The sequence below is a fragment of the Paenibacillus sp. PAMC21692 genome (genome assembly GCF_014303795.1).
Classification (GTDB): domain Bacteria; phylum Bacillota; class Bacilli; order Paenibacillales; family Paenibacillaceae; genus Pristimantibacillus; species Pristimantibacillus agaridevorans.
In genome coordinates, this window is record NZ_CP060293.1 from 8006694 (window position 1) to 8024298 (window position 17605).

General features: G+C 48.6%; 12 protein-coding genes and 1 pseudogene. 1 reads left to right on the forward strand and 12 read right to left on the reverse strand.

The features are described 5' to 3' along the window. Positions 1-3: 3 nt before the first annotated feature. The 10 genes from H7F31_RS31835 to H7F31_RS31880 all read right to left on the reverse strand — a co-directional run bounded on the left by H7F31_RS31835 (position 4) and on the right by H7F31_RS31880 (position 15457). Positions 4-900 (reverse strand): carbohydrate ABC transporter permease, encoded by an 897-nt coding sequence (locus tag H7F31_RS31835; protein ID WP_315970537.1) that lies wholly within the window; start codon positions 898-900, stop codon positions 4-6. Next, positions 897-3458 (reverse strand): DUF5696 domain-containing protein, encoded by a 2562-nt coding sequence (locus H7F31_RS31840; protein ID WP_187102113.1) that lies wholly within the window; start codon positions 3456-3458, stop codon positions 897-899. Before H7F31_RS31840 ends, H7F31_RS31835 begins: the two co-directional genes overlap by 4 nt. 13 nt (positions 3459-3471) lie before the next feature. Further along, on the reverse strand, positions 3472-4092 hold the full coding sequence (locus H7F31_RS31845) for a Yip1 family protein (RefSeq protein WP_187102114.1): 621 nt from the start codon (positions 4090-4092) through the stop codon (positions 3472-3474). Beyond that, a complete protein-coding gene (locus H7F31_RS31850; protein WP_187102115.1) occupies positions 4085-5548 on the reverse strand; it encodes an NHL repeat-containing protein in 1464 nt (487 codons plus the stop codon). The genes H7F31_RS31845 and H7F31_RS31850 overlap by 8 nt, the downstream gene beginning before the upstream one ends. A gap of 5 nt (positions 5549-5553) precedes the next feature. Then, positions 5554-6420, reverse strand: coding sequence for a carbohydrate ABC transporter permease (locus H7F31_RS31855; protein ID WP_261800210.1), 867 nt, complete (start codon positions 6418-6420; stop codon positions 5554-5556). A gap of 3 nt (positions 6421-6423) precedes the next feature. Next, positions 6424-7380, reverse strand: coding sequence for a carbohydrate ABC transporter permease (locus H7F31_RS31860; protein ID WP_187102116.1), 957 nt, complete (start codon positions 7378-7380; stop codon positions 6424-6426). Then, positions 7355-10279: an extracellular solute-binding protein gene (locus H7F31_RS31865; protein ID WP_187102117.1), complete on the reverse strand. Its 2925-nt coding sequence runs from the start codon at positions 10277-10279 to the stop codon at positions 7355-7357. Before H7F31_RS31865 ends, H7F31_RS31860 begins: the two co-directional genes overlap by 26 nt. Before the next feature lie 90 nt (positions 10280-10369). Then, entirely contained in the window at positions 10370-11776 is a 1407-nt protein-coding gene (locus H7F31_RS31870) for an ABC transporter substrate-binding protein (RefSeq protein ID WP_187102118.1), read from the reverse strand. Between the two features lie 241 nt (positions 11777-12017). Next, positions 12018-13835: a cache domain-containing sensor histidine kinase gene (locus H7F31_RS31875; protein ID WP_187102119.1), complete on the reverse strand. Its 1818-nt coding sequence runs from the start codon at positions 13833-13835 to the stop codon at positions 12018-12020. Beyond that, on the reverse strand, positions 13832-15457 hold the full coding sequence (locus H7F31_RS31880; RefSeq protein ID WP_187102120.1) for a response regulator transcription factor: 1626 nt from the start codon (positions 15455-15457) through the stop codon (positions 13832-13834). The genes H7F31_RS31875 and H7F31_RS31880 overlap by 4 nt, the downstream gene beginning before the upstream one ends. 322 nt (positions 15458-15779) lie before the next feature. Here H7F31_RS31880 and H7F31_RS34650 point away from each other — a divergent pair, with 322 nt between their 5' ends. Continuing rightward, the gene (locus H7F31_RS34650; protein ID WP_397374782.1) at positions 15780-15929 is read left to right on the forward strand and encodes a hypothetical protein; all 150 of its coding nucleotides are present in this window, start codon (positions 15780-15782) and stop codon (positions 15927-15929) included. A gap of 169 nt (positions 15930-16098) precedes the next feature. Here the strand turns inward: H7F31_RS34650 and H7F31_RS34420 are convergent. Further along, positions 16099-16239 (reverse strand): annotated as a pseudogene (locus tag H7F31_RS34420) (oxidoreductase); the annotation flags it as partial. Positions 16240-16558: 319 nt separating this feature from the next. Continuing rightward, positions 16559-17593 (reverse strand): Gfo/Idh/MocA family protein, encoded by a 1035-nt coding sequence (locus H7F31_RS31890; protein WP_187105653.1) that lies wholly within the window; start codon positions 17591-17593, stop codon positions 16559-16561. Positions 17594-17605 lie beyond the last annotated feature (12 nt).

The window sequence follows — 17605 nt, forward strand, 5'->3', positions numbered from 1 at the left end:
CGGTTAGTTATTGTAGAACACCTTCCGGGAAATCAAGCCCGTACTAACGGCAAGAATGATTGCGATCAAAAGGAAATAAATCCAAGACATCGCCGAGCTGAGACCAAAATTAATATTTGCGAAACCAATCGTGTTGATCAGTTCCGTCACCTCATTGTTCATAAACGAATCGATGATGGAATAAACGACGATGATCGGAATGAGCGGGCTAACCATCGGAAACGTGATTTTCCAGAAGGTTTCATAACCGGTCGCCCCTTCAATCCTCGAGGCTTCGTACAAAGATACGGGTATGGACTGCAAACCGGCTAAAAAGATCAGGATTTGCACGCCGGATTTGCTGATGATCGCATAAATGCGATCGACGGCTCCGGTCAAATATTCCACGATATTGGGAGGGAAGCCGCTCTCGAGCATCATCATCTCCAGATTCACGCTTTGCAAAAGCTGAAAGCCGCTTGATTCTCCGTCCCCCGACATCAAGCTTGACATCATGCTGGTGCTCTCGATATCGGCTATAATGTTCGAGGCCAAGATGACGGGCAAGAAAAACACGGCGCGCGCGAATGCCCGGCCTCGAAACTTTTGATTGAGCAGCGTTGCGAGAAACAAGCTGAAGATAATGATTAACGGCACGTTGATGATCATATCGATCGCGGCTTCCGTAATCAAGCGATTAAAGGATTCGTGAACCGTAAAGGCAAATTTGAAATTATCGAGTCCTACGCCCGTCAGCGCGTATCCGTTATTGGTGACGTCGAGTTTATTGAAGCTGAATTGCAGCGAAGTGATCAAGGGGTTGACGAAGAAAAACAAAAACCCGATGAACCAAGGCAATATAAACAGGATGGCGAGATTTCTTTTTTTCTGCTCGAACGTGATCTGTTTTCGTTTCATCATGCCCCATCGCCCCCTACGTAATAGTCGCGTGCTTTGATCGTCAACCCATCGACCTGCACATCGTAAGGATTGTAGTTCACGATAATCGTCGTGCCGTCTTCATACTCCGTCTTTCGAACGTCATGTTCTAAAATTTCGTGATTCGTCATGCTCAGACCGATTACATTCTTTAATACGCCGTTTACTTCATGATAAGCGGCAACGGCATCATCCAGCCATGTCTTGTAGTTTACGGAGAACAAGTGATTATAATCGGTTTCTTTGACGAGGGAATTATCCTCGAAAATCCAGCTAAAGTGAAGATTTGATCCGTATTCCAAATTTTTGAGCACGTAATCCCGAATATCCGTGCTCTGCTCCAAATTGAACGGAGCTCCCGCATAATTCGCGTAGCCGTGCAGAACCATCTGATAGAACGGCACCTCTTCGTCGGTAATATTAAATCCGCTGTCCGACAATGGAGCGTTCACGATATGATCCGCATAGGGGAATAGATACGCATTTCCTCCATTCACCATAAAATCCGCATTGGATAATGACTCCTCAAGCTGCTGCGCTTGCTTAACGACGACTTGTGCCGCCTGCGCGCGGTCGACTTGGGAGCCTTGGCGATAATTGCCGTACAGGGTATCCCCGAGATCCTCCAGGCTCAGACCGGACAACGACAGTTTGCTGTAATCCTTAATAAACCGATCAACAACCGTAGGCACAACCTGCGGCGCCAGCAAATGATAAGGCTCGGTTGTCTGATCGCGAGTCCCGAGCGCCGGATCATACGGATGGATCGCCGCCGGCGTGCGGTTTAAATTCCGGACGGCTGCCTTGGCGGGACTATACGTCAAGGAGCTTTGCGGATACATCTTTAACAGCGACACATCGGGATAAATGTTGATCCCGTTGTCCTCGGCATATCGGTCCAATTGCTTCAGCCCTTGTTGTCCGCCCAGCTTCTTCTCCGGAGTCACATTCGACGGCAGCGCATGCTCGATTCCTCCGCTTGACCATCCCGTGTAGCGGACATGAATGTTCGTGACCGACTCGGAGAGCAGTTGGCCCAGAATCGATTGCGCCTGCCCGAACGACGTTAACGGACGCGTCGATTCGTATGGAATACCCAGAAGATGCTCCCGCTTCGATATCGCGCCGATCAATTCCAGGTAGAACGGACTGTCGGGCGCCTTTTTCGTCTCCGTCTCTTGCTTCGCAAGAAGCTGCCGCTCTATCAAATAATGCCGATAGCCTTCCGCCATCCCGCTATAGCTTGCTTGTTCCCCGTTCAGAAACTTGTAGCGGATAACAAAATCGGATGATGTCGCTTTATCCTGGTAGACGGGTATCTCACGAAATTTATTGCCGGATTGCACGCGAACGTTCTCCTGCGATATAACCTTAAAGTCCGAATAGACATTGTTATAGGAACCTAAAATACCGTCCGTGGTGGCATGGATCCGCGCGACTTCATCGCCGCTTTCGATTATGGCCAGCATCGCCTCGTCGCGTTTCTTAATGCCGAATACCGGCATGCGAATCTGTTCCTTGACCGTATAACCGCGGTTTTCCTTGACGGCGAGGTCCTCGCCGTACACAGGCTGCGAATATTGCACGGCGCCGCTCTTCGGGCGATTCATATAGATGAGGCTTCCCGATCCATCCGGAACGAACATATATCCTTCCTCGTCCGGTCCGCCCGCGCCGAAATATTCGAGAACCGTTAATTGCAGCAAAGGGGTTGTTTCAGAGAATTGCAATTGATCGACAGGCACCCGGACGACAAGCGAGTCGCCGTCTAATACATACTCAATCACGACGGTGAAGCGATCAACGTCTTCGGGGAGTACAATGATGCCGTTGTCCGCATTGTCCTTCTCCAAGTCCTCTGCCGTATAGCCGGCCAATTCGAACGCCTCCAGCACTTTGTTGAGCACTGTCCCGTTTAACGTCACATCGACTCTCGAGTATACATTGTTTTCGGAATCCAGCTTAAACGTATTGATAAAATACCGCGCGAACGATGTTCCTACCGACTCCTTTATCCCATCCAATCGATCCTTGCTTATTTGTTGCGGAATTCGATCAATCTTCGCTATTGGTTTGCCCAAATTGTAGGTGACGCGAAGCCCGCCGTCTATCGTCTCCGATGAGAAGCTTCCATGAGCGATACTTTCCGAAGATGCCGTAAATTTCGTCTGCTGCTTGCCCGTGTTAATATAATTCAAAGCAATCGGCGACCGCATGGCGTGTTTATTCGCAGGGGTGGCAAGAGTGTCTTCCTCGATTCCCGACGGGCTGGAGTGCCACAGATAACCCGTCTGTTCGTTGCGCACGGCGATCCCCGTCGTCGTTTCGTCCATATATAAAGAAAGCAGACCGTTAGAGACTATCCCCTTCATGCCATCCAGGCGAACCCCGGGTTCACTGTAGCTTTGTCCCTCGCTTATGCCGAGCGAGTTAGAAATAACCGGAATTGCCGTTTTCCCGGGTTGAAAACCCCAGATGACGGTTGCAACAGCGCCAAGGAGGATCACAGCCGCACTGATGAAAATGATGTTTTTTTTCAACTGTTACACCCCCCTAGTTCCGGAATAAAAATTCCTGATAAATCGTAAAGAAAAACGAGTACATCTGCTGGATTAAACTAAAGAACAGCAATCCCAGAAACAGAAGGAAACCCATGCAGAGGAGTGTCAGAAGGATCGTGACTACCGTTTTCTTCACCGTATATTGATGTACGGTCATCGTCCCGACGAATAACAGATAGGCGGTCCAGATCATCGCCGCGGAGTTGAAGAAAACGTAAAAGACACTCTCTTCCTGCGTCATAAAATTGCTGATAATCGTATTCGGAATATAGATAATGAACATGGGCATCAGCGCATAGGCGCTTGCCATAACGATCTCGGTGAATTTTCCTTCCCCGTCCATCAACGTCGTCAAGGACCAGTTGGCCACGCACCATAAAAAAAAGGGCAGCAGCAGATTCATCAGCTCGTTTAAGCTATTAAAATAAGCCGGGTTAGCGAAATTGACAATAAATCCGGCGTATTGCTTTTGAAATATCATGCTTATAAATACGAGGAAAAATATAAGCGCCGCCATTTTCAAATTGCCCTTGCCCTCGTATTTCAAATCCCAATAACCCGAGAAAGGCCGCACGATTAAGCTGAAAGGAAACAACAAAATCTCCTTAGACATGCTGAGCTTTCCCCCTTCTCTTTCTGATTGCGCGGATAACGATGACGCCCAGCATGGCTGCGATTCCGATCGTAAAGACGTTCCCAAGCTGGTCGCGCAGCACATCCTTGCGATGCCTCTGAAAACCTTTGGAATAGTAATTGCGATCTTTGCCCAGCTCCGCGTAATGCGCCGCTTCCTCGTTCAGCCCTTGACGCAGCAGGGCTTTGCTAATGCCAATGTAGGCAATACCATAGTTTGCGTCGTACTCGATGACCTTTCTCCATAGCTCTGCGGATTGGGCATCCTCCCCCTGAAAGTGAAGCCTTACAGCCTCATTGATCCAAGCGCCGATCGGAGTAACGCCGAATACGGTCAGTCGATTTGTCGCCCGATCGAGCACGACGATATCATCGCCCAAATAATCGATGGCCGCCGGCATGGAGAACGTCCCGACTTGATCGCCCATCTTGCCAAAGACATAAAGCAAATTGCCGTCCCAGTCATAAGTGAATATTTTACCCCGCTTTCCATCCAGAGCGCTGTATATGCCGCTGTCCGTTACCGTGATGTCCGAGAACAAGGAAGGGCCTTTTGCATCCCCGGTGTTCGTAAAATTAAGATCGCCTACCGGCGGCCAATAACCTTGGCTGCGCAATACATCGATGCCCGTCGGATTCAGCCGGCGGATGGGTCTGCTCGTATTCGCGTCCGAGTTCGTCGTGTATATGAACCCGCGCTCGTCGATATCCGCGTTCGTATACTCCGTCGGCACGAATAAGAGCATTCGATTCCGTTGCTCTTGCGTGGCAACCATCTTCCAGAAATAGTCGACGGGGTTAAATTGAACCCTGTTGGCCCCGACAAATCCCGAAAAATGTCCATCCGCATCAAATTCTATAATACCGTCGAACGTCCCTTGCGATACGGCATAGACGCGTTCGGCTTTATCCACGATTACCTTCGTTGGACGGAAGACAAAGCTTGCGACCAGAATCTCGGATTGCGGGGAGTCGATAATTTTGACTAGCCTGTCATCGGCATCCAACTGAACGATTCTCGCATTGTCCATATCCGCGATGTACTTGTCGTTGTCTTCCGTCACGAAAACGCCGTAGGGCGATCGGAAGGAGTCCGTCTCCGTTCCATTACGAAATTCGGTAATTGCCCGAACGAATTCATACCGGTCATTTAGCACAACGATGCGGTTGTTGCCCGTATCCGCGACATAGATGTGACGGTCTGCCGATATGTAAATATCGCGCGGCTGGTTAAAGCTGTCGATGCCTAACGAATAGCCGTCGACAACCCGATCCGGACGATAAGCAATCGGCGATGGAGTCGTCTCTCCCCAGGAGGAGTAGTTATATCCTTCGTAGGGCGCTGACGCAAGAGCCGTCGAAACCGGCGAGAATAACAAGCACAGGATGAATATAAACGGGATCGACAGCTTGGCGATACGAATTAGTTCTCTCATCTCCCTCACTCCTTCATCCCAGAGCTGGCCATTGTCTCGATGATATTGCTCTGCGAAGTAACGAATATCGCAATCGGAACCGACATCATGAGCAAGGCGACAAAAGCGCCGGGACCCGCGCGCACGATTCCTCCCGCGAGAATCTGGCTCAAGGCATAGTTCATCGTTTTTAACTCTTCACTGTAAATAAAGGATCCCCCATCGGTTCCCCATAGCGATTGGAACAACAGAATAACAAGAGTCAGCCATGCCGGTTTCACAAGCGGCATGACGATTTGCCAAAAGATTCGATATTCGCTTGCGCCGTCGATTTTGGCGGCTTCCAGCAAGGCGTCGGGAATTTGCTCCATAAACTGCTTCATCAGGTAGAGACCCAGCGAAGCTGCAATCGCAGGCACGATAATCGCCGAATAAGAGTCGATCCAACCTAACCAGGACATGATGACATAGTTTGGTACGGCCGTTACATGCGGGGAGAACATCAAGGACAGGACTACAATCGTAAACAACAATTTCGAACCCGGAAACTTATGCTTCGCGAGCGGATAAGCCGCGGCGGAAGCAAGGGTGACATGGCCGATTGTGCCTACGACCGTAATAAAGAACGTATTAAACACATATCGCGTGAACGGTACCCACGAATCCGCCATCAAATTAAACAGATCGAAGAAGTTGTCCATCGTAGGGTTCCGCACGAAAAACCTCGGCGGAAACAGGAACAATTCATCCAAAGGTTTAAACGCGTTGTTGATCGTGTAAACCAGCGGAATGACCATGAAGGCGCCGAATGAACAAAGGAAAAGGAATAAAACAAGATCTCCCGTCCATGAACGATTCAGCCGTTTCTTAGAAGCTGCTCCTATTGCGCTCACCTGTTATTCCCCCACTTTCCTTAACAATTTCTGCACGATCATATTCGATCCAACCATGATCGCGAACAAGATTGTCGCAATGGCCGAAGCATATCCCATCTCGAAGCGGATGGAGCCGTAATCCATCAGATGCGTAACGACGGTATGTGCGGCGTAGTTCACACTCGGAAATCCGGCAAGCGCGATGGATACTTCGGCGACGGCGAACGATGAAGTAATCTGAATGACTGCGCCGAACAGCAGCTGCGGCCGCATGGCGGGCAACGTAATGTACCAAAGCTCTTGCCAACGATTGCGAATGCCGTCCACGGAGCCAGCTTCGATCAACGTACGGTCAATCGACTGCAGACCGGCGATAAAGGCCAGGAAGCTGACGCCGAGACTTAACCATAATTGCACAATCATAACGATCCAGAGCACGTAACGTTCATCCTGCAGCCACTGAATCGGCTCCATGATAAAACCAAACTTCATCAAAAAGCCGTTAATATAGCCGTAGCTGTCACCCGAGAACATGATCAGCCAAATAAAGAAAATGTTGCCCGATATCGAAGGAGCGTAGAAAACGAGCGTCATAAGGGCGCGTATTCTCGAAGGCAACTCATTCACGAGCCAAGCGAAGATAAAACAGGCGATATAACTGATCGGGCCTGTAATAAATGCAAACAAAAATGTATTTTTAATTGCAATCAGAAATACTTCATCCTCCAGAAAGAGCCGGGTATAGTTGCCCCAGCCCACCCATTTCGGAAACTCCAGCAGATTGAAGTAGGTGAAGCTGACGATCAAGGACAGAGTCACCGGCAATACGGTAAAGAGGAAAAACAGCAGCATATAAGGTCCCAGCAGCACATAGGACTGGCGATTCTGCCAAATTTGCCGGAATAAAGCAAGCCTGTTTTTCTTCTTATGCTGCTGCAGGGGAAGAACCTGGTTAGTTGTTGTCGTTGTCTGCTGCATGTGCTGACACCTCCGTCCCGTCTCTCAAACCAAATTCCCTGCGTTTGATCGCAATTTCGTTATTGATGATAAGAACATGATCATATAAAGCTTCGCGCGGATTCTCTCCGAGGTTGACCACCTTGCGGAAGGCGTTATCCAGATGTCGCCCGGTAAAGTAGCCGCCCGGCACTTCCGGTATGCCGCGCACCCATTGCCATTGCGCTTCAAGGTTTTTGTAATCCTTTACCGGCCATGGAAGCTCTTGCAACGCTTCGATATTGGCTGTAGGATAACGGGCGGCTGCGCCCATCAAGCTTTCCATCTCGCGTCCAAAACGAATCTGCGTCTCTTTTTCCGTCCACCATTTCATGAATTCCCATGCGGCATCCTTGTTTTTGGCTTGCTGCATCATCATGACCGCCGTACCCGAGCTTGCCGCTTCCCGTCTTATCTTGCCATCCTCCGCCTGCGTACCCGGCACGACGGTAAAATCCCACAGGCCGCGTATTTCCGGCGCGGCAACGGTTAACAGGTTGTACGTGTTGTAAGGCGCAATTCCGATCGGCATCTCCCCGAGCCGGAAACGGTTCATAAAATCGTAAGTGAGCGGGAACTTGTAGCTGGTATAGAAGTCCGACCAACGCTCAAACGCCTTCATCGATACATCATTGTCGAGCGCGCTCCTCTCGCCGTCGTTCACATAATAATCGCCGTCCGACTGGAACAGCAGCATCGAGAATGTATCGTTAGGCACCATAGTGGCGGCCTGATCCTGAATCGGCAAGCCGAATTGCATATAACGCTTCTGCAGCTCGGGGATCATCTCGTACACATCGTCCCAGGTATCGGGGACTTCAAGTTCCAGCTCTTTAAGCACATCCTTCCGATAGAACAACATGCTGAACAACTGTTGCTCCGGAAGCGCGTAGACACCTCCATTGAACCTGAGCGGCACGATCGCGCTTTCCTGGAATCGCCTGGCCACTTCCTCAAAGTCCGGAAATTGGCTCACGTCGTAAGCGGCATTGCGCATCGCGTAATTAACCGGGTCGGATATCCCGATTTCCATCGCAACGTCGGGCCCCTGTCCCGCCAATGTCGCCGATAACAGCGCGCCAATGTTAACGAGCTTTAGATCGACGTGAATTCCGGATTGCGCAGTAAAGGTGTCATCGATCATTTCCTTCATCACTTGTGCTTGGTCGCGACCCGTACCAATCCAGACGGTTACCGATTGTTGTCCCGCTTCGTTTGTATTGCCGATCGTGTTGTAATCTTCGATGAAAGAATAGACGAATTTCCCCGCTTCGTGCCCCATACCGTCTGCAATCGAATGATTGGCCTCCGGCAGCTTGGCGTCGGGCGATGCGACGATCAAATAATCCAGCTGCAACGGCATCTCCCGTACCGTTAGCAGCCAGGTGCCGAGCGATCCGATATTGAGCTTGAACTGCTTAAGACGCCCGGCTATCGTGTTCGGATTATTCGCCATGTCGTCGAGCTGACGGGACATCGTATAGAGGATCGCCGTTTTATCGCTTTTTTCGCCGGTTATCGCTCGCAGCTCTTCTGCAACCGTATACAAGATATCGCGTTGCTTCTCGAACACCCGAACCAATTCCGGAATTCGACGTTCCAACTGATAATCGCGGAAAGTGTCCGGCGTCGCCGACGTAATCATCAATATTTGCCGATAGATGGCATTCAACTCTAATACGCTTGATTCGACCGTATTAATAAGCGGCGATATTTCGCCGAGGCTCGCCTCGAGCCGGAGCATATGCTTCCCTTTCGTCAGATGGAACAGATAAGGTTCGTCCTCCTCGCCAAGCACGTTCATCTGATAGTCCGCATCGTAATAAAATTTTAAATTGGCCATTTCCCGGAACGGGATTTCGCCGTCAATATAAAGCTTGCGACTGGAGTAAACGCCGCGCACCAGGTTTTCTTTTGCCTTCAACGCGATTTTGTACAAGCCGTCCTCCGGCACTTCCAATTCCCACTCCAGCCATTGTCCCGGCATTCGCCAGTTCAGGCCGCCGATCGAATTCATGCGAATTTTGGACACGCTGTATGGCTCCAGAGACGATGACGTATGATCCGGAATCGGATACAGGGTTGGCGAGGATTTATATAAAGCATGCTCCCCTTGCACTTTGATCAGAATATCCGATGGCGAAGAGAGGTTGGCATATCCTGCTTTCATGTCGGCGTAGGCCGGCGCGGCCGGCGCTTGATAAACCTGCAAATAATCGATCGCCATCGGCTCGCGCAACGATTCTAAAGTAATCGTGTTCGCGCCTTTTGGAAAATAGAATAAAAACGGCTCGACCGCCAGTCCGTTCGCATCCTCCAACACCGCCTCTTGCCAGGTGTTGTGCTCGATCTGGCTTGGACGCAATTCATTATCGCGGTTATCACGTTCGAATTCGGTCATCCCGTTTTTCCATACACGATCAAAAATCAACGAATCCGCCCCCTGATAGGGGAGCTCGCCATTAATCCGCAAAGTACGTTCGATAGCGGAGCTTTTGCCCGGAACGGTATAATACCGGATGCCTATTTGGTACAACCCGGCTTCCTTCACTTCGAGGCTCCAGGTGACTTGCCCCGTTTCATTGGTCATTAATGCACGGCCGACATCTCCGCCTAGATCCGTAACGACGGAGACCTCTCCATCCGCTGAACTATACTGCTCCGCCTCGATCCGAATGGACTGAGCAGGACGCGGAGTGTCCTTGTATTTCGTTAGAAAGTTCTGATAGCTGTTCTCCGTAAAGGTTTTCAGGCTCTCCAGCTCAACCAGATTGCCGGACTGAACGTCGGTTTCACGATCACTGGAAAACCACCAGACTAACAAGGCAACGAACGCGATCAAGATGATAGAACCGCGAAATCTGGACAAAACACCGACCATCGAGCAAATCACCTTCTTTTTGCTTAAATTGGATGAAAGAAAAACCGGCAACAGTACATACACCCTGTTACCGGCTCTGCTCTGTACCTATTATTTCTTAAACGCTTCGTCCAGGCCTGTCTGCATAAGCTGACGTTGAGACTCCGCAACCGTGGCAGGGGCAGTGCCCTCAAGAAGAATTTGATTCAAGAACTCGTAGACATTCCAACCGGGAACGAACTCGGAGTAGCTCAGTACATAGTTCGCGGAATTCATCAGTTGTTTGGCTTCCGCAATATCCTCTTCATAAGCGAAGATTTTTTCCAGGTTGTTTTGACCGAAGTAATCTTCCGGAATAATCATGTCCTCGGGAAGTTCATACATTTTGTAAAGAAGGTAGAGTACCTTCTCCGGATCTTCTACGCCTACCGGAATGCTCCACATTTGCGGCGGTGTCGACATCGTTCTTGGGATATCGCCGGACGGCCCTACAGGAAAATGCACAAAACCAAAGTCGACGGCTCCTGTTTCACGCAGGCTGGCGGCATCTGCAACGCTTGCCGAGGCCATCATCATTTCGCCGGCATTAAAGTGCGTTTTCATCGACTCGTTGTTGATTTCATTGATTAAGGAATAAGGAAGCATCTCCTGCATAAAGGCAGTCGCTTCAATCGTCCTCGGATCGGACATCATTTCCTTTTTCGCCTCATAATCCACGTAGTTGCCCCCATTGGAAGCGATAAAGTTATTGCCCGAGTAAAGCGCAGTTCCGCCATACCCATAAATGCCTGCTTGCGTATTCGTCACTTTCGTCACGATTTCCCGGAACGTATCCCAAGTCCAATTCCCTTCCTTGACATATTCGTGCAGGTCCTTTATCCCATGTTCTTGCAGCATCGTTCTGTTGTATACAAGCCCGATAAAGTCGACCTTCGGCGCGTGATACGCATAGACATGGTTGTCGATCGTGGCAAATCCCTTAAGCAGAGGGTCGAACACCGCTCCCGCCGGACCGTTTAAATCGACGTATTGATCAATCGGCTCGATGATCTTGCCCGTGATCCAGCCCGGGAAACCCCAGCGCGTATCGATATAGACCGCATCTCCCATCGGCTCTCCCGCCAGAACGGACGATGCCAGGTTCTCGAACATATTGCCTCTTGTTTCCACAATGTTTTCGATTTTCACATTGTGTTTCTTCTCCAGCTCAGGCACCTTTACATCCCTCATGTACAATTGTTCCGGTGTTTCGTTTCTGTACGGATCGGATTGATGCAGAAACTTGATAGTGCGGCCGCCAAGATCAAAGTCCATCTCCCATTTGCCGTCGGCGACAGGCTCTTCTTTCGGCGATTCTTCGTTAACCTTCTCGCCGCCGTTATTGTCATTGCTTTCGGTTTGTGTCGGCGGAGTTGTTGGTTCCGGATCACTATTGCCTCCATTTCCCCCGCTGCATGCTGCCACGAGTACCATAACGACGATTAACAAAAGCGAAAAACCTTTCTTGGCAAACCTCATCGATCTTCCCCCCACAAAATAGTGTTGTTTATGAATGTAGAGAACCAAACCCGCAACCGTTTTCATAATGGGTGTGAGTCATGTTCAATTACAGATTGATCTTATCTCTTTGCAATTCTTTGTAAAATGACGGATCCTTAGATTTGATTGAATTTTTTAGTTGTGTACATTTTGGCGATTGAAAAATTTACATATTGCTTTGAACAAAAAAAAACAGCGATTGCTCGCTGTCTTTTCGTTATTATTCATCAAGTTTTTTAGGTAAGAGAATCCGCACCAGCGTCCCTTCCGTTTGCGGGACCAGTCGCACGCCGTATTTGGCGCCATAATGGAGCCTAATCCTTTTGTTAACGTTGTACAGCCCTATGCCGCTGCCTATGGCTTCTTTCATAGGCGATCGATTTTCTCCCGATTCCAAACGGTCATTTAAATGCCGCAGCTTCTCATCGTCGATTCCTGCACCGGAATCGCAGACCGTTATCCTGAAATCATCATCCGTTTCAAAGGCATCAATGGCAATGTGGATACCATCGGCGTCGTCCCGGCTTCCATGGGTAATCGCATTTTCGATCAGCGGCTGCAATATTAACCGCGGCACTTGCTGCTCGAGATCGCGCGGATCCACATCAATTTCAAAAACAACGTTATTGCTGAATCTCATATTAATGATTTTAATATAGTTTTCCAGATAATTCAGCTCGTCTCGCAATGTGCACATGCTGTCTCTGCTGGCAAAGACAGGCCTTAATATATTTCCAAGCGCCACGATGCTGTTTACAATTTGATCCGCTTTGATGCCTGAAGCCATCCAGCGTATCATGTTCAACGTATTGTAAAGAAAATGCGGATTGATTTGGTTTTGCAAAGCTTCCATCTCAAGCTCGCGCCGCTTTTCCTGCATTTCGTTCGTCTTCCGGATCAAATCGACAATGCTGAGCGACATCTCATTGAAGCGGCGGATAACCATGCCAAATTCATTGTTCGGCACCTTGGCGAAAGTGATCCCAAGCTCTCCCCGGCTCATATCCTTCATCTTGTGCGCTAATACCTGGAGCGGATGAACCATTTTTTTCAGCCAGAAATACGAAAGTACGAAGATGACGATTAGGCTTAACAAGAACACCGCCACAAGCATCGTTTGCACGGAAAAGATCTGATTCGAAAATTGATTAAGCGGAATTTCTTTCACCATGTACCAGCCTGTCTTATCGAGACGATAATAGACGACCTGGACGGAATCCGAAGCTTTTTCGCCATCATAACTTCCATAACCCGGTCCGCCCATTATATCTGGATAATAGGGGCTATGAGTGCCGATATCGCTTTTTTTGCTGCTGGAAATGATAACGCCTTCCTTGTCAACGATAAACATTTTGCCTTCGGATGCGTTAAGTGAAGTGGAATAAATAGAAGACAGATAATTTTCGTCCACGTTTAATATAAACATGCCATTGGTCAGTGGGGTATATAATGGCCTGATTGCGCGTGCCATGCTGATGATAGAACCGCCGTGGGAATTGACCATATAAGGATTGTAATAGGCCTTCTCGATCCCCCCCTTGATTATCAATTCGGGAAAACGTTGCCGAGCTTCATGAAAAATATCAGAATCAACAAACCTGTCCATCCACTCTTGACTCGTGTGGACTAGTGTCGTTTTGTCAGTGCCTCCGATTGCCCCCTGCGCGTCTCCGATCATGTATATGGAATCAATATAGCCGTAACTGTCAACAAAGTCCTTGATCGTTGCATGCAGATCGGTTTTCACTTCCAGCAATTCGGTGTATCCCATCTCCGTCGAGTAGTTCAAGAATCGCTGCACTTTGTCATCCAGCAAAAAAAACTTGGACAAGGAGTCCACGTCGGCAATCAGACCATCGATGTTGTGGTCCAGTTGCTGAAACTGCTGAAGCAGCAGCGTCTCATTGTTTTCCTTAATAATGCCGAGCATAAAGGAGTATATGAAGTAGGAGGCAGCAGACAACACAACCAGACTGATGATCATATAAAACACGATCAATTGCGTGCCTAGCTGTTGAAACCTGCCCTTGAGCTTCATTTGTAACCTCGAGATTCCGGTAAATATTGTTTGCGGAAATCATTTGGATTCATTCCCGTCATCTTTTTGAATACCTTGCTAAAATAGGTGTATTCCGGGGAGAATCCAACCTTCACTGCAATATCATAGGATTTTAAATTCGTTTTTATGAGCAGTTCCTTGGCGCGTTCGATCCGGTAGCAATTCAGGTACTCGACAAACGTTATCCGCAGCTCTTTCTTGAATAAGTTGCTTAAATAACCAAAACTCAAGTTGACGTGATCGGCTACTTGCTGAAGGCTGATATTCCGGTCATAATTTTGTTTGATATATTGGACTGCCTTCGAAATTTCTTTGCTCATCTGAAGATGGGAGCGGGATTCCTCTACAATTTTTTCGATATATTCGTGGACATGCTCCAACATTTCCGGCAGCGTATCGCATTGATTAAGTTTTTCCGTTACTTGAAACAACAGAATATTTTCATTGTGTTGATCTTCATGTACATTGGCGTTCACCCACTGTATAAATTGATAAAGCATGATTCTTATGGCATTTTTCTCCCCGGTAAGCGCATTCGAAAAAGCGTTTAGATATTGCTCCAATTCATCTTGTTTCATTGGACTGATAATGTCACGCAATGGCGTATATGCCCGCAGATTGTCTATTTGTGCATTTATATGGCCCAGATCGATGGCGTCTTCCGCCTTATGCTTCTGACCCGGGCCGGTAATAAATTTTCTGTCCAGCGCATGCATCGACTCAAAATAAAGCTTTCTCAACGACTTGAATCCGCTTTGTACGCCGCTGATGCCGAAGGATACCGATCCTCCGAAGAAGGTATGGATCGCATCCTTGACTTTATTCAAAACCTCATGCGCTTCGGCATGGATGGATTGCTCCGAAACCTGATCTTCAAAGCTGAACAGAATAAGATAATGTGTTTCATCCAGATAAATCGTTTCGCCCCGCTTACAGGCGTTCATTATTTCATAGAAAATATTTAACAGAGCGGCCTTGATCAAATGCCCGTTCTTATCTTTAAATTTTTCTTTCAACACAAAATAGCTGTCCACCTCGACGGTGCACGCCATCATACGGACCTGCGATAGCCTGAGCCCGCTATTGGCCGCGAACTGTTCAAACTCCTCTACGGAGTAAATCCCGTAAAACAAAAAATCCTTTAAATATTTCTCTTTAATCAAATCCATATTCGGCGGCACAAGCGGCTTTTTCTCTTTGGAATCCTTTAATGATTCCTGAGTTTCCAATTCCGCTCGAACGGCTCCAAGCACCGTTCCGATTTCCTCTTCGGTCATCGTAAGCTTAAGGATATAGTTAGAAACGCCAAGTGACATGGCCTTCCTGACAAGCTCAAACTCCTCCAGGCATGAAAGAACGACAATGCGAGTCTCCTTGTTGTCTTTCCGCACTTTCGTTATGAGCTCCATCCCGTCCATCTTGGGCATTTTGATATCGGTGATAATCAAATCGGGAAAACCTTCATTTAAACAGTAATTCCAAGCGGCTTGTCCATCGGAAAGATCGGCAGCGACCATCATATTAAATTTGCTCCAGTCTACCGAGCTTCGTAATCCAATCCGAACAAGCATCTCGTCCTCAACGATAATAACCTTGTACATTTTGCACCTCCGTCATTGAGCTGCTCATTGTAATATAATATCCAAATGGATAATTACTGTCTATACCGCCCCCCACTCGGTGCAGAGTGGGGCAATCATGACAAGGCCCCCTAGCATGGATCCGTTTCGTTTTTGTTCTTTCTATATTCGACTGACTTTTTCTTGAGTCGCATGATCCACTAACAATATGGACGTCATAACACCTATGTTAACCAGCGAGTGAGCTGCAAGACCTTGTGTTTGACCTTCGTTTCCAGCTTCAACAATACGAGTAACTTCGATATTAAGTACAGAAGAAGATACGGAAATTGTTGTATTGGAAATGGGAATAAACAATGCCCGAGAGATGAAAATAATATCTGAGATTACGAAGACGGGCATAGGCGTTATTACAATCATTGGCGTTTCCCACTTGTCGAGTCTAGGATCGAGGAAGGAAATTGCCTTAGCTAAACTGGAAAATAAAACATAGGAATAAGCGAAATATCAGAGCGCCGAGGTGTTCAGATATTTCGCTTTTTATAAAGTGATCGCTAAAATTTTTGAGCGTTGCTGCGCCACCAAGCCAACTTGGGCTCGCGAACGTTGCAGCCCGGCTATTGGCCTAACGTGTTTTTGGCCCTTTTTTGAGTTCGCGTTCTTTAAGATACCTTTAGAAAACCACCTCTAGAATGGATGATTTCACCGGTAATCCATTGGGTATCGTCGCTTGCTAGAAAAGCGAACAGACAGAATCCATATTCTGGAATACCGGTTCGGCCCATCGGGAATCGAGGCAGCAATGCAAGGTCCTAGACTGTCGCTGTTTCATTGAACTCCCGTTAGAATGAAGCTATTGAAATCATATTTTTATAAAACATTCCATCTACCATTTCATCTACCGACTTAGAAATATCCAATTAAACTTAGAGATACTTAAGTCCCTAATTTACTGGCTTTTAAGTTCTTACAGTACCTTAAAAACACTTATAATACCATCTCGCAACGCACTCGTAATGCGTAGGCCGGGGGTTCAATTCCCTTCATCAGCATCCTAAATAAACCAGTAATGACGCGGATTTCGGGCAATGCCCGATCCGCGTCATTGCTTTTTTCTACTGTTTAATAATAATCGCTAAGATTAACTTTTACGCCCGTCCGGGCGCTATCAATGGCACCGTACACCATGGCCATGCTTTTAATATTATCTCTGCAATCCGTCTCCGCTTGTCTGCCTTCTTTAAGCGAAGCAAACATTTCGTCGAAACATCCTTCATGCCCTGAGCGGCCTTCGCTACTCGTCGGCAGCGCCACGCGGCTGAATTCGTTCATGAATTTGCCGGGCTGGTCCGTAACGACGACGATCTCGGCATAAGGATCGCCGTGTCCGTCCCAGACCACCGTGCCGTGTTCTCCGTTGATGCGCCAAACCGCATCCCATGAAGTGGGAGCTCCTTCCGCGCACCATGACCCTCGGTACGCGAACACGGTGCCATCCGACATTTCGAAGATGCAGACTGCCGAAGCATTGCCTGTGTACCAGGAGCCGGGAGGATTGTACTCGTGGCAGAATACCGACACGGGATCGCTCCCCGTCAAATATCGCGCTTGATCGAACGTATGGATCGCCATATCCAGAATGAGCGGGCTATCCATGGCATCGCGGAATCCGCCAAAGTGCGGTCCGATAAAGAAATCGGCTCCGACATATCCGATTCTCCCCACGCCCCCCTCCTGAATATATCGGCGCATGGACCGCATCGGCGCATTGTAGCGGCGGTTTTGCATAATCGCGTAAGATCGTCCCGTTCGGTCCGACAAGGCAACCAGCTCGCGCGCTTCTTCCATGGATTCCGACATGGGCTTCTCGCCCAATACGTTGGCCCCGTGCCGCATGGCCGTGGAACATACCGCATAATGGCTTGCCGGTATCGTAACGTCGAACACGAGATTGGCTCCCGTCTCCGACAAGGCTTCGGCAACGTCCGTGTAAAGCCCGCAGCTTAACCCGTGACTTTCCGCCATCGCTTGGGCCGACTCCAGCCGAATATCGACGAGTCCTACAATTTGGGTATCCTTTCTTGCCAACGCGTCTTTCACCCAGATGTTGGCCATCCCGCCGCAACCGGCTACCACTACTTTATAGCTCAACTCGATTCCTCCTTTAAT